Annotated in this window: 8 protein-coding genes; 4 read left to right on the top strand and 4 right to left on the bottom strand. The window is 73.7% G+C overall.

Annotated elements, in window-relative coordinates; translation table 11 throughout:
• Positions 1 to 21 precede the first annotated feature (21 nt).
• A complete protein-coding gene (locus ACWGB8_RS06205; RefSeq protein ID WP_452210765.1) occupies positions 22 to 1407 on the bottom strand; it encodes a TadA family conjugal transfer-associated ATPase in 1386 nt (461 codons plus the stop codon).
• Complete coding sequence (gene ssd, locus ACWGB8_RS06200; protein WP_452210764.1) at positions 1407 to 2516, bottom strand: septum site-determining protein Ssd; 1110 nt, start codon at positions 2514 to 2516, stop codon at positions 1407 to 1409. Before ssd ends, ACWGB8_RS06205 begins: the two co-directional genes overlap by 1 nt.
• Positions 2517 to 3237: 721 nt before the next feature.
• Between ssd and ACWGB8_RS06195 the strand changes: the two genes are divergently transcribed.
• On the top strand, positions 3238 to 4206 hold the full coding sequence (locus tag ACWGB8_RS06195) for an HAD family hydrolase (protein ID WP_452210762.1): 969 nt from the start codon (positions 3238 to 3240) through the stop codon (positions 4204 to 4206).
• Between the two features lie 606 nt (positions 4207 to 4812).
• On the opposite strand, the gene ACWGB8_RS06190 is transcribed toward ACWGB8_RS06195, so the two are convergent.
• The gene (locus ACWGB8_RS06190; RefSeq protein WP_452210760.1) at positions 4813 to 5712 is read right to left on the bottom strand and encodes an oxidoreductase; all 900 of its coding nucleotides are present in this window, start codon (positions 5710 to 5712) and stop codon (positions 4813 to 4815) included.
• 176 nt (positions 5713 to 5888) lie between these two features.
• Between ACWGB8_RS06190 and ACWGB8_RS06185 the strand changes: the two genes are divergently transcribed.
• From ACWGB8_RS06185 to acs, 3 genes are all read left to right on the top strand, one after another.
• Positions 5889 to 6881 (top strand): ATP-binding protein, encoded by a 993-nt coding sequence (locus ACWGB8_RS06185; RefSeq protein WP_452210758.1) that lies wholly within the window; start codon positions 5889 to 5891, stop codon positions 6879 to 6881.
• A 452-nt stretch (positions 6882 to 7333) separates the two neighbouring features.
• Positions 7334 to 9676 carry a SulP family inorganic anion transporter gene (locus ACWGB8_RS06180; protein WP_452210756.1) on the top strand — a complete coding sequence of 781 codons (2343 nt, stop codon included), beginning with the start codon at positions 7334 to 7336 and terminating at the stop codon, positions 9674 to 9676.
• A gap of 411 nt (positions 9677 to 10087) precedes the next feature.
• Positions 10088 to 12043, top strand: a complete 1956-nt coding sequence (gene acs, locus ACWGB8_RS06175) for an acetate--CoA ligase (protein ID WP_452210754.1) — start codon at positions 10088 to 10090, stop codon at positions 12041 to 12043.
• Between the two features lie 139 nt (positions 12044 to 12182).
• Here acs and ACWGB8_RS06170 read toward each other — a convergent pair whose 3' ends face one another.
• The gene (locus tag ACWGB8_RS06170; RefSeq protein ID WP_452210752.1) at positions 12183 to 13508 is read right to left on the bottom strand and encodes a serine hydrolase domain-containing protein; all 1326 of its coding nucleotides are present in this window, start codon (positions 13506 to 13508) and stop codon (positions 12183 to 12185) included.
• Positions 13509 to 13749: the final 241 nt, after the last annotated feature.

Below are 13749 nucleotides of genomic sequence, written 5' to 3'. Positions count from 1 at the left end.
CCACCGCCGCACCGACGGCCGTCACGTCCGCCGGCCCGCGGTCCCGGCACCGCCGCCCGCGGTCTCCGCGAGCCCGACACCGCGTGCCGCGCAGAGCCGTACGAGCCGCTCCCAGCCCGGGCCCAGCGCCGTACCGCCGTCGGGCGTGAAGGTGACCGCCGGGGTGGTCACGGCCAGCCCGTCGCGGTCGCCGGTCAGGGTGTGGATCTCGGCGACCCGACGCCTGCCGGTACCGGGATCTCGGACCAGGTGCACCACCAGGTCCAGAGCGGCCCGGAGTTGGCTGTGCAGGGAGGGCCGGTCGAGCCCGGCGAGCGAGCCGAGGGCCTCCAGCCGGACGGGGACATCGGCCGCACGGTTCGCGTGGACCGTGCCGCAGCCGCCTTCGTGCCCGGTGTTCAGGGCTGCCAGCAGGTCGGAGACCTCGGCGCCGCGCACCTCGCCGATGACCAGCCGGTCCGGTCGCATCCGCAGGGCCTGACGGACCAGGTCCCGCAGGGTGAGTTCGCCCAGCCCCTCCTGGTTCGGCGGCCTGCTCTGCAGCCGGACGACGTGCGGGTGGGCGGGCTGCAGCTCGGCGGAGTCCTCGGCGAGGACGATCCGCTCCCCGTGCCCCACGAGCCCGAGCAGCGCGGCGAGCAGCGTGGTCTTGCCCGTGCCGGTCCCACCGCTGATCAGCAGCGACAGGCGGGCCCGCAGGATGCCGGCCAGCAGGTCGGCGCCCTGTGGAGGCAGCGCTCCCCCGGCCACCAACTCGTCGAGGGTGAAGGGGCGGGGTCGGCAGACCCGGAGCGAGATGTGGGTGCAACCGGCGGCGATCGGCGGCAGCACGGCGTGGAGCCGGGTGCCGTCCGGGAGCCGGGCGTCCACCCAGGGGCGGGCGTCGTCGAGTCTGCGTCCGGCGGCCGTGGCCAGCCGGTGGGCCAACCGCCGGACGGCCTCGGCGTCCGGGAATCCGACACCGCTCGCCCGCTGGAGGCCCCCGCCCCGGTCGACCCACACCTCCTCGGGGCCGTTCACCAGGACGTCGGTGACATCGGGCGCCGCGAGCAGCCGGTCGAGCGGCCCCGCGCCGATCAGCTCGGCGCTCAGCGTGCGCACGGTGTCGAGGACGTCCCCGCCGCCGAGCGGCGGTGTGGTGGCCCGCAGAGCCGCCGCGACCGAACCGGCCGTCGGCGCCGCACCGGACTCGGCCAGCCGCAGCCGTACGGCGTCGACGAGTGCCGTCGTCTGCTCCTCCCGGGCGGTGCGGCCGTAGGGCGGCGGCCACGGGGAGCGGCCGTCGGGGCCGCCCGCCGCGGCGCCCCGGGCGGGGGCCGGGTTCCGCGCCGGCCCGGTCCCCGTGGCGGTCGAGCCGGCGGGCCCCGTGCCGGAACCGGACCTGCGGCGCTGCATCAGACGCACCATCAGTACACACCTCCTCCGACCGCCGGCACCGGCGGCAGCACTTCGTTCAGGAAGGTCGAGCAGAAGCGGGCAAGCGGCCCCTTGTCCCGCAGGCCGGGCGGCACCCCCCGCTCGGTGTCGGCGGTCAGGCCGGGCTCGGGCAGCAACTCCCCCGCGAGCGGCAGCTGCAGGCTCCGGGCGATGTCCGTCGGCACGGGCCCCGCCGCCCGCGGCGGGCGGACCACCGCACGGACGTCCCCGAGCCGCATGCGGACGGCGGCTGCCACCCGGTCGGCCGCGGCCACCGCGCGCAGTTCGGCCGGGACCACCAGGAGGGCGGTGTCGGACTGTTCCAGCGCCTGCCCCGCTGCCGCGTCGAGGTGTCGGGGCAGGTCGACGACCACGACCCCGCCCCTGCGCCGGGCGGCGGCCAGCACGCTGCGCATGGCCTCGGGCGGGACGGCCAGCGTGTCGCTGCGGTCCCAGGAGAGGCAGGAGAGCGCGGTCAGCCTCCGGTGGGCGGGCAGCGCCTTGACCAGTTCGGCCCCGCTGACCCGGCCCCTGGCGCCGACGAGATCGGGCCAGCGCAGGCCCCGGGCGCTCTCGCCGCCGAGCAGGATGTCGAGCCCGCCGCCGAGCGGATCGCCGTCGACGAGCATGGTCCGGCGGCCGGTTCGCGCGGCGGTGACCGCGAGGGCGCAGGCCAGGGTCGACGCTCCGGCCCCGCCCCGGCCGCCGAGCACGGCGACGGTCAGCGCGGACGCTCCGGCGCCCTCCGTGGCGTCGGCGATGCGGTCGAGCAGCCAGGCTTCGGCGTCCGGCAGGAACAGCACGTGCTCGGCACCGAGCCGGACGGCCCTGACCCACACCGCGGCGTCGTCCAGGTCGAGCCCCAGCAGCAGCACTCCCCCGCGTCTGGGCAACCCGGCGCAGTCGGCCACCCGGTCGTCGCCGACCAGGACGATCGGCGCCGCCTCCCAGAGGGCGAGCGGCGGCGGGGCTCCCCGGATCAGCCGCGGTTCCGTCCCGGCCGCCGCGCACAGGCGCAGCAGGTGCTCGGTGAGCGCCGCGTCGCCGGTGACGACGAGCGGGCCGGCGGGTGCGGAGTGGTCGGTGATCGGTGTCGACATGGCGGTCTTCTCCCTGGTGGGCGCCGGTCCGCCGGGTGGGCGGACGGACGCGGATCGCTGGGTTCGTCGACAGCGGTCACCGGATCGCCCCGCACGGGGGCGCCCACGGCGCACCGACCCGGATCGCCCCTCGGGAGGGGCCACGGAAGGGTTCCGGCAACCGCTGCCGACCACCACGGTGGAGCGCGATCCGGATTCCGTCATCCCCGTTCCGATTCCCTGTGGATAACTCGGGGATGTGGATAACAAGGTTCACCCGGCCGGGGGGCTATTGGGCAAAGAATTGACGAAACAACGTCACCGAGAAGAGTCGGCGCATCACCGAGGGGAGATCACCGGGGCCGCACGCAGGCCTTCCGAAGAGCCTCATCCGGACATCCACAACTATGAGTGACCCATAACGCAGGGTGACCAAAGTGGAGGGCGGGCTCGCTCGGCATCATCCCCTGTACGTCGGACCGGGCATCCGCGCGGCATCCTCCGCATGCGGCCTTCAAGCCCTGAAAATGGCCCTGGACGTGCGACGACCCCCGCCGGGGGGGAGAGCGGGGGTCGTCTATCCACAGCCCGACTCGGGGGGGAGGAGCCGGACCGGGTTAGCACGGTCGCGAACGATCCGTGACTTCCATGGTGTACCCGAGCGGCCAGAAACACAAACCCACGCGCCCACGAGTACGCCGAATGGCGGCCCGTTTTGGGACGCCCTCTATCCTCGGTTCCCGTGGACACCACCGAGAACGCCGACGAGTACGCGGAGGCCGCCGCCGGCGCCGGATCGCCCGCCGCAGAGCCGACGCCCGCAAAGCCGGAGGCCGTAAATCCGGCAGCGGCACAGCCGGCCCCGCCGACCCCCGCGGCCGCCCCCGCCACCGTCCGGCCGCGCCCCACCGGGCCCCGCACGGCCGCCTTCTTCGACCTCGACAAGACCATCATCGCCAAGTCGAGCGCCCTGGCCTTCAGCCGGCCCTTCTACCAGGGCGGTCTGATCAACCGTCGGGCCGTGCTGCGCAGCGCCTACGCCCAGTTCGTCTTCCTGGTCGGCGGCGCGGACCACGACCAGATGGAGAAGATGCGGGAGTACCTCTCCGCACTCACTCGCGGCTGGAACGTCCAGCAGGTGCGCGAGATCGTCGCCGAGACACTGCACAACCTCATCGACCCGATCATCTACGACGAGGCGGCCTCGCTGATCGAGCAGCACCACGCGGCCGGCCGCGACGTGGTGATCGTGAGCAGTTCGGGCTCCGAGGTCGTCGAGCCGATCGGCGCACTGCTCGGGGCGGACCACGTGATCGCCACCCGCCTGCAGGTCGAGGACGGCTGCTACACGGGCGAGATCGAGTACTACGCCTACGCGGAGACCAAGGCCGCCGCGATCCGCGAGCTGGCCGAGACCGAGGGGTACGACCTCTCCGAGTGCTACGCCTACAGCGACTCGTCCACCGATCTGCCGCTGCTGGAGGCCGTGGGTCATCCGTCGGCCGTCAACCCCGACCGCGCGCTGCGCAAGGAGGCCGTCGCCCGGGAGTGGCCGGTGCTGGTCTTCGACCGGCCGGTGCAGCTGCGCCGGCGGCTGCCCGAGTTCTCGGCGCCGAGCGGCTCGGTGCTGACGGCGGTGGCGGTCGGCACGGCAGCCCTGACGGCCGGGGTGATCTGGTGGGCGGCCAGGCGGCGCCGGCCCACCGCCTGAGTGGCGACGACCCGAACGGGGCGCCGGTGCGGGCCGCTTCACGCGACCGCCGCCCGGCGCCCCGACCGGCTGCCGCGACCCCTTGCCCCGGCCGCCCGCCGCGGTCGACGGCCGCCCCCGCGCGACGCTCCGGCCACCGATTCGGACAGAGCGGGCAAAAGCCAAAGACTTCTCGTTTCGGGTTCCGCTTTCGCCCGAAACGCGATACAAATGAAGCACGGCCCGCGAGACCCGGTCAGGACCGAAGAGGTCAAACCGACAACGCAGTTCAGGCCCCACGGACCGCGCGTACAGATAGCCGAGCACCCACATGCAGCCGACCCGCTGTCGGGCCGCCGCACCAGACGAACGGGCAGGATCCCCGTCTGATGGGCACTTCCGGTGCATGCTTGGTCACCCGGCACCTGTGCCAGCGGCGGCACCCAGCAGGATCAGGTGCCGCCGCATCTCTGCGTTCTCAGCACCCTCGGACCGACCAGGGCCCGCGGTTTCGGAATGAGGCTCCCGGCGGCCGGGGTCCCCGGCGGATCCGGCGTCGACCGCCCCCAGCAACCGACGGCGGCGGGGCGGGCCGGCGAACCGGCACCGCCCCCGTGGCGCCCCCGCTCAGACCATGCCGCGCTGCATCGCCTCGCAGACCGCCGTGCTCTCCCGCACGCCGAGCCAGAGCGCGCGCCCGCAGTGCCCGATCCACTCGCCGACACCCTCCGGCGTTCCGGCCAGGTAGCCGCTCAGCGCCTTCCGGTACGCGGCGGTGCCCAGCTCCGCCAGGCCGACCTCGGCCGGGCAGATCGCCTTCGGGTCCAGCCCCTCCGCGATCAGGACGATCCGCTGCGCGGCCCGTGCGACCAGCCCGTTGTGCGAGGCGAACGGGCGCAGCGCCAGCAGTTCGCCGTGCACCACGGAGGCCACCACCAGGGCGGGCGTACCGACGCCCTTGCCCTCGGCGCGGTCGACCAGCAGCCCCGCCAGCTGGTCGAGCCTGGCCGCGACCTCGTCCGCCGACGGGGCGGGCTGGAGTTCCACGACCGGTGCGGCCGCACCGGGCTCGCGGTCGTGCCCGTCGCCCTCGGTGGGGCTGAGTTCCCGCGGGAACAGCGGTTCCGCCGTCTCCCCGCTGTGGCGGGGCCGGCCCGCCGACGGGTCCGCGTCGCCGACCGCCAGCAGGTGCAGCCGTGCCAGCACCTGGAGCGGCGCGTGGCGCCAGACGCTCAGCAGTTGCCCGGCCTCGGCGGAGATCCGCAGCGCGGCCCCGACCGTACGGGCCTCGGCGTCCGCCCCGAAATCGGTGCGCCGCCGGACCTCCTCCAGAGGCCAGTCGGCGCCGTCGAGGGCGGCCGAGGCGCGGGCTCCGCGCAGCGCCGACTCGGAGGTGACCTCGGCCGCGCGGCGGCGCATCACCCGGTGGCCGTAGAGGCGGTCCACGGACTTGCGCACGTCGGCCACCGCGTCGGGGACGCCGGGAAGCTGGGCCAACGGGGCGAGGGGATCTGTTCCATTGCTCACCTACCCGAGAGTAATGACCCGGGCGCCTCCCGGAACAGCAACCCCGCATCACCCGTTCGAGGCAATCCTCACTTCCCTGCCGCGAGCAGCCGGAAACCGCCGCTAGCATGGCTGCTATCGGAGACGATAACGATTTCCAAGTCTGGAAATCCCAGGATCGAGAGCCGGAGTCCCAGATGAAGATCGCCTTCGTCGGCAAAGGCGGCAGCGGCAAGACGACGCTGTCCTCACTGTTCATCCGCCACCTCGCCGCCGCGGGCCGTCCGGTCATCGCCGTCGACGCCGACATCAACCAACACCTGGGCCCCGCACTCGGCCTGACCGACACCCAGGCCGCCGAGCTTCCGGCGCTCGGCAACCACCTGCCGCAGATCAAGGAGTACCTGCGCGGCAGCAACCCGCTGATCGGCTCGGCCGATGAAATGATCAAGACGACGCCGCCCGGCCGCGGTTCGCGCCTGCTGCGCATCGTCGAGGAGAACCCGGTGTACGCGGCCTGCGCCCGCCCGATCGCCCTCGACGAGGGCTCCGTCCGGCTGCTGGCCACCGGCGCCTTCACCGAGGACGACCTCGGCGTGGCCTGCTACCACTCCAAGGTCGGCGCGGTGGAACTGCTGCTCAACCACCTGGTCGACGGCCGGGACGAGTACGTGGTCACCGACATGACCGCCGGCTCCGACTCCTTCGCCTCCGGCCTCTTCACCCGCTTCGACCTGACCTTCCTGGTGGCCGAGCCGACCCGCAAGGGCGTCTCGGTGTACCGCCAGTACAAGGACTACGCCCGGGACTTCGGCGTGGAGCTGCGGGTCGTCGGCAACAAGGTCCAGGGCCGGGCCGACCTGGAGTTCCTGCACCGCGAGGTCGGCGACGACCTGCTGACCACCTTCGGCCAGTCCGACTGGGTGCGCCGCCTGGAGCAGGGCGCCGAGCCCGCCCTGCGCACCCTGGAGCCCGCCAACCGCGCCGTGCTGGAGCAGCTCAGGGCGGAGGCCGACGCGGCGTACGACCGGCGGGACGCTCGCCGCTACACCGAGCAGGCCGTGCTCTTCCACCTCCGCAACGCCGAGAGCTGGGCCAACGCCAAGGTCGGCATCGACCTGTCCGGCCAGGTGGACGAGGAGTTCGTGCTCGGCGCCGGCCACCCCGCCACGGCGGGCGCGCACGCCTGAGCCGGCCCCGCCGGCTTCGAACGGGCCGTGGACCCCCAGCACCGGGGGACCACGGCCCGTTTCCCGTATCCGGGGGCCAACTGCCCGCATCCAGGATGCCAACCACCCGCCCCACCAGCAGATTCCCACCCGTTCGGACACCACCCAATGGGGTGAATCGAACCCTTTCGACCCGGCGCCGGGCATGACGCTGTGCAAAGCTTTCATTACTCTCGGTTTACCGAGTCTTGATGCTCCGCTCGAACAACCCCTGATGGTCCACGGCCCGGCCGGTGAACACCCCGCACTCCCGCCGCTGCCACGCCATCCCGCCACACCGTCGCGACCCACGACAGCCGATCCGACTCGCCGGGCCCGAATCCCGGGTGTCACCCCGGACGTCGCGCCAGACGCCACGTCGGACATCACAGCCGGACTGACTGCGTTCGTTCCCCGGACAGACGGGAAGACCCATGACCCTCGACATCTCCACCGCCCCCATCGCCTCCGACACCAACGACCACGCGCCGCCGGGCAAGCGGCCGCGACCCCGCTCCGGCTTCCATCCGGCCAAGGACCTCTCCGCCTCCCTGGTGGTCTTCCTGATCGCCGTGCCGTTCTCCCTCGGCATCGCCCTGGCCACCGGGGCCCCGCTCACCGCAGGCCTGATCGCCGCGGCCGTCGGCGGCATCGTGGTCGGACTCCTCGGCGGCACCCCCCTCCAGGTCAGCGGCCCCTCCGCCGCACTCACCGTGATCACCGCCGGGCTGATCACCCAGTACGGCTGGCAGGCCACCTGCGCCATCACCCTCGCCGCCGGCCTGCTGCAACTCCTGCTCGGAGTCCGCCGGGTGGCCCGCACCGCCCTCGCCGTCTCCCCCGCCATCGTGCACGGCATGCTGGCCGGCATCGGGCTCACCATCGCCATCGCCCAGCTGCACGTCGTCCTGGGCGGCTCCCCGCAGAGCTCCGCGCTCGCCAACCTGCTCGCCCTGCCCGGCCAACTGGCGGGCCCGCACCCTCCCGCCCTGGTCGTCGGCGGCCTCACCGCCGCCGTACTGCTCGGCTGGCCGCGCCTGGGCCGACTCCCGGGCCGGGCCGGGACGTTCGGCGCCAAGCTGGCCCGCCTGCCCGGGCCGCTGGCCGCGATCGCCGCCGCCACCCTGCTCGCCCTCCTGCTCGGTCTGCAGCTCGCCCGCGTCGAACTGCCCGCCTGGGAACCGCACGACCTCGCCCCCGCCCTGCCGGACGGCCCCATCGCCGGAGTCGTCGCCGCCGTGCTGACCGTCACCGCCGTGGCCGGCGTCGAATCACTGCTCTCCGCCGTCGCCGTCGACCGGATGTCCCGCCGCACCGGGGACCTCGACCGCGAACTGCGCGGGCAGGGCATCGCCAACATGGTCAGCGGCCTGATCGGCGGGCTGCCGATCGCCGGGGGCGCCGTGCGCAGCACCGCGAACATCCGCGCCGGGGCCGCGAGCCGGTGGTCCTCCGTCCTGCACGGCGCCTGGGTGCTGGTCGCCGCGCTGGCGCTCACCGGTGGGCTGCGCCGGATCCCGCTGGCCGCCCTGGCCGCGCTGGTCCTGGTGGTCGGCCTGCAGATGGTGAGCTTCGCGCACATCCGCAACGTCCACCGGCACCGCGAGTTCCCGGTCTACCTGGCCACCGTGCTCGGCGTGGTGCTGCAGGGCGTGCTCGCCGGTGTGGCCTTCGGGGCCGTCACGGCCGTCCTGCTCGCCCTCTACCGGCTCACCCGCGCCCACGTGGACGTCCTCGCCGACTCCGACGGCTCGTTCACCGTCCGCATGTACGGCCCGCTGACCTTCGCCGCCGTACCCCGACTCAGCCGCGCACTGGCCGGCATCCCCACCGGGGCCCGGGCCGCGGTGGTCCACGACGGCTCCTTCCTCGACCACGCCGCGTACGAGACCCTGCACAGCTGGCGGACGTCCCATCAGGCCGCCGGCGGCCACGTGTCCATGGTGACCGACCGCCAGGAGGACGGCGTCCTGGATCCGGACGGCACGGTCCGCGCCGGGAGCTCGCCCGGGCCGCACCGCTGCCGGGCCTGGACGCCATGGGTGGGCCACCACTGCATCGACCAGCAGGAGGACGCGCACGGCCGACTGCTGGACGGCGTCCGCGGCTTCCAGTTGCACACCGCCCCCCTGGTCCGCTCGGAGCTCGCCCGCCTCGCCAGGGAGGGGCAGACGCCCTCGCAGCTCTTCCTCACCTGCGCCGACTCCCGCATGGTCACCAGCATGATCACCAACAGCGGGCCGGGGGACCTCTTCACGGTCCGCAACGTCGGCAACCTCGCCCCCGCCCCCTTCGAGCCCGGCGCGGCCGACGACTCGGTGGCGGCCGCCGTGCAGTACGCCGTCGAGGTGCTGGAGGTCCGCTCGATCACGGTCTGCGGGCACTCGGGCTGCGGTGCGATGAAGGCCCTGCTGGACGGCGTACACGAACAACCCGGGCCGCCGACCGCGCTGACCCGCTGGCTGCGCAACGGGCGCGGGTCCCTGGACCGGCTGCGCCGGGCCCCGGCGGAATTCACGACACGGCCCGTGGCCGACCTCGCCGAGCAACTGTGCATCACCAACGTGGTGCAGCAACTGGACCAACTGCTGGCGAACCCCGCCGTGGAGCGCCGGGTCGCCGAGGGCAGCCTGCGGCTGGTCGGGATGTACTTCGACTTCGCCACGGCGCAGGCGTACGTCCTCGACCGCGCGACCGGCAGCTTCAGCCCGGTCGAGGCGGCGGCGCCGACCCGCACGGGTGAGATCGCCGGGGAGCAGCCGCAGTTGGCGGCCTGACCCCGCCGGGCCCGCGCCCCCGCACCCCGCCCGGGAGCGCGGAGCGCGGGCCCGCCCGGCGCCGTCCGGCCCGTCCAGCACCCGGACGCCCGGCACGCCGCCCCCGCCGCCGCCCCCGCCCGGCACGCCAAACACGCCCGACACGGCACACCGGCCCGGCACACCGCGGCTCGGACCCGGGCGGCACACGCCCGGCCGCCGATTCGGCCACACACGGCCGACCCCGTCCGAACCGGCCGCGCACGGAGGCCCGGCCGCGCACACAGCCCCTCTCTCGGTCAAAGGTCTACACCAATTCACGGGAGCCTCTTGTCAACCGGGCGCTTCGCCTGGTGAGCTGTGCGCTGGGACACACGGGACAATCCCCACGCACGGGAATGTCCCCGATCATGACTCGATGAGGAGTGCGTGTTGAGCAACGAGAGCCTGGCCAACCTGCTCAAGGAGGAGCGGCGTTTCGCTCCGCCGGCGGAGCTCGCCGCAGCCGCCAACGTCACCGCGGCCGCGTACGCGCAGGCCTCCGAGGACCGCCTGGCCTTCTGGGCCGAGCAGGCCCGCCGCCTCACCTGGGCCACCGAGCCCACCGAGACCCTCGACTGGTCCAACCCCCCGTTCGCCACATGGTTCGCCGACGGCACCCTGAACGTCGCCTACAACTGCGTCGACCGCCACGTCGAAGCCGGCCACGGCGACCGCGTCGCCCTCCACTTCGAGGGCGAACCCGGCGACAGCCGCTCCCTGACCTACGCCCAGCTCAAGGACGAGGTCTCCCGCGCCGCCAACGCCCTGCTCGAACTCGGCGTCACCAAGGGCGACCGCGTCGCGATCTACCTCCCCATGATCACCGAGGCCGTCGTCGCGATCCTCGCCTGCGCCCGCATCGGCGCCACCCACTCCGTCGTCTTCGGCGGCTTCTCCGCCGACGCCGTCGCCTCCCGCATCCAGGACGCCGCCGCCAAACTGGTCATCACCGCCGACGGCGGCTACCGCCGCGGCAAGCCCTCCGCCCTCAAACCGGCCATCGACGAGGCCCTCACCAAGACCGACGGCGTCGAGCACGTCCTGGTCGTACGCCGCACCGGCCAGGACGTCTCCTGGACCCAGGGCCGCGACGTGTGGTGGCACGAGATCACCGCACGCCAGTCCACCGAGCACACCCCCCAGCCCCACGACGCGGAACACCCGCTCTTCATCCTCTACACCTCGGGCACCACCGGGAAGCCGAAGGGCATCCTGCACACCTCCGGCGGCTACCTCACCCAGGCCGCCTGGACCCACCACGCGGTCTTCGACCTCAAGCCCGAAACCGACGTGTACTGGTGCACCGCCGACATCGGCTGGGTCACCGGCCACTCCTACATCGTCTACGGCCCCCTCGCCAACGGCGCCACCCAGGTCATCTACGAGGGCACCCCCGACACCCCCCACCAGGGCCGCTTCTGGGAGATCGTCCAGAAGTACGGCGTCACCATCCTCTACACCGCCCCCACCGCGATCCGCACCTTCATGAAGTGGGGCGACGACATCCCCGCCAAGTTCGACCTGTCCTCGCTGCGGGTACTGGGCAGCGTCGGCGAGCCGATCAACCCCGAGGCGTGGATCTGGTACCGCGAGCACATCGGCGCAGGCACCGCCCCCATCGTCGACACCTGGTGGCAGACCGAGACCGGCGCCATGATGATCAGCCCCCTGCCCGGCGTCACCGAGACCAAGCCCGGCTCCGCCCAGCGCGCCCTGCCCGGCATCGCCGCCACCGTCGTCGACGACGAGGCCAACGAGGTCCCCAACGGCTCCGGCGGCTACCTCGTCCTCACCGAGCCCTGGCCCTCCATGCTCCGCACCATCTGGGGCGACGACCAGCGCTACATCGACACCTACTGGTCCCGCTTCGAAGGACGCTACTTCGCCGGCGACGGCGCCAAGAAGGACGAGGACGGCGACATCTGGCTCCTCGGCCGGGTCGACGACGTCATGCTCGTCTCCGGCCACAACATCTCCACCACCGAGGTCGAGTCCGCCCTCGTCGGCCACCCCTCCGTCGCCGAGTCCGCCGTCGTCGGCGCCACCGACCCCACCACCGGCCAGGCCATCGTCGCGTTCGTCATCCTGCGCGGCAACGCCACCGAAAGCCCCGAACTCGTCGAGGAACTGCGCGCCCACGTCGGCCGCACCCTCGGCCCCATCGCCAAGCCCAAGCAGGTCAAGGTCGTCGCCGAACTCCCCAAGACCCGCTCCGGCAAGATCATGCGCCGCCTCCTGCGCGACATCGCCGAAGGCCGCGAGGTCGGCGACACCACCACCCTCGCCGACAGCACCGTCATGAACCTCATCCAGTCGCAGCTGCCCGCAGCCGGCAGCGAGGACTGAGCCCCCGCACCCGACCGTCCCGCACCCCGGGCCCAGCCCCGGGGTGCGCTCGGGGCCGGTCGGGGTGCGGACGGGAACGACGGGTGTGCCCCGGACGGTCAAGACCGTCCGGGGCACACCCGTTCACCGGAGCGGTGCGTCAGCAGTCGGACCGACGTTCCGTCACCAGGGTGCGGAGCGTGTCGTACGCGCTCTGGACGAAGCCCCGGCTGCGCAACGGCAGCGCACCGGCCATGACGGCGAGTCCGACCTGAGCACGGTGGCTGAAGCCGACGAACGCGGTGGAGTTCCGGGTGGCGCCTGCGTGGTAGAGCAGGTCCTCGCCGACCTCACCGAACTCCCGGCCCGCCCCGAACGGCTCGCCGGGCTCCCCGAGCCCGAGAGTCCCGCTGGTTCCGCTGGCCCCACCGATCCCACCTGCACCGCCAAACCCGATGGCACCGCCGCCCTCACCGGGCGGGAAGGGGCCAGGGGCATCCGTGGAGTGGGCGGAATCCGCACCCGTCCCCGGGGCCGGCACCGAGGCGCCGGTCACCAGGGAACGGCGGTACCAGCCCAGGCAGACCTGCGTACCGCTGCGGTGGCGGCCAGCCCGGGGACGGCGGACCTCCCCGAGGGCGGTGCGCAGGACCGCCGCGTCCGCCCGTTCGGGCAGCGGGACGGCCTCCAGGGCGAGGTGTGCCTGCAGGTAGCGGAGCATGTCGTCGGCCGTGGAGCGCAGGGCCGCCGCCCCGGGCAGGGCCGGCATCCGGAAGGACGGGACGCGCCGCCCCCGCCGGTAGCCGGCGCCCTCCTCGCGGCCGGGGCTGCAGGAGGTGTCCACCAGTCCGAGCGGGCCGCTCACCCGGGAGGCGAGCAGTTCCTCGTAGCGCTGCCCGGCCGCGTTGGCGAGCAGCAGTCCGAGCAGCCCGTAGCCCAGGCTGGAGTACCGCACCTGTGTACCGGGGGTGCCGCGGACGGGTGTCCTCGGCAGCGCCCGGAGCAGATGGGCCGGGCCGAAGGTGGCGTACGGATCGGTGAACCACCGGGGTACCAGGGCCGGCACCAGACCGACCGGCAGCCTGGGCAGGCCTGAGGTGTGGGTGGCCAGGTGGAGGAGGGTGATCGGGCGCTCGTGCGGATAGCCGGGGGCGGTACGGGCGGGCAGGTAGCGGTCGATCGGGTCGTCGTAGCGGACCTCGCCCCGGGCTGCCATCTCGGCGAGCAGCAGTCCGGTGAAGGTCTTGGTGACGGATCCGATCTCGAAGCGGGTGTCCGCCCGGACGGGCCGCCCGACGGCGTGTCCGGAGTGGCCGTGGCAGGCCACGGTCCGTTCGTCGCCGCGGATCACCGCCACGGCGAATCCGCCGCCGGGGGCGGCGGCGCGGTACAGCGGGCGGAGCAGCCGGTCGAGATCGCGGCTCGGCTCACCGGGACCCCGTTCGGCGCCCCGGGCAGCGGCGCGGGCGGCGGCCCGGGCTGCCATCGAGCGGCTCTCGGTCGCTCCGTGGAGCGCGGGGCCGTGGAGCGCAGTGCCGTGGGTCGCGGGGCCGCGGAGCACGACCCCCGCGCGAGCAGCTTCTGGTCGAGCAGCGTCGTGAACGCCGGTATCCGGGCGAGCGGTGTCCGGGCAGGCTATGTCCGGGCGAGCGGTGTCGTCGAGCAGTCCGGCTTCGGTGGTGCGTACAGAGTCGGTTCTGCCTGCTGCGTTCATCGGGCGTTCCCGG

This window comes from Kitasatospora sp. NPDC054939, assembly GCF_053610105.1.
The sequence above is the reverse complement of the archived record's forward strand: the minus strand, read 5'-3'. Positions and strand labels throughout refer to the sequence as shown.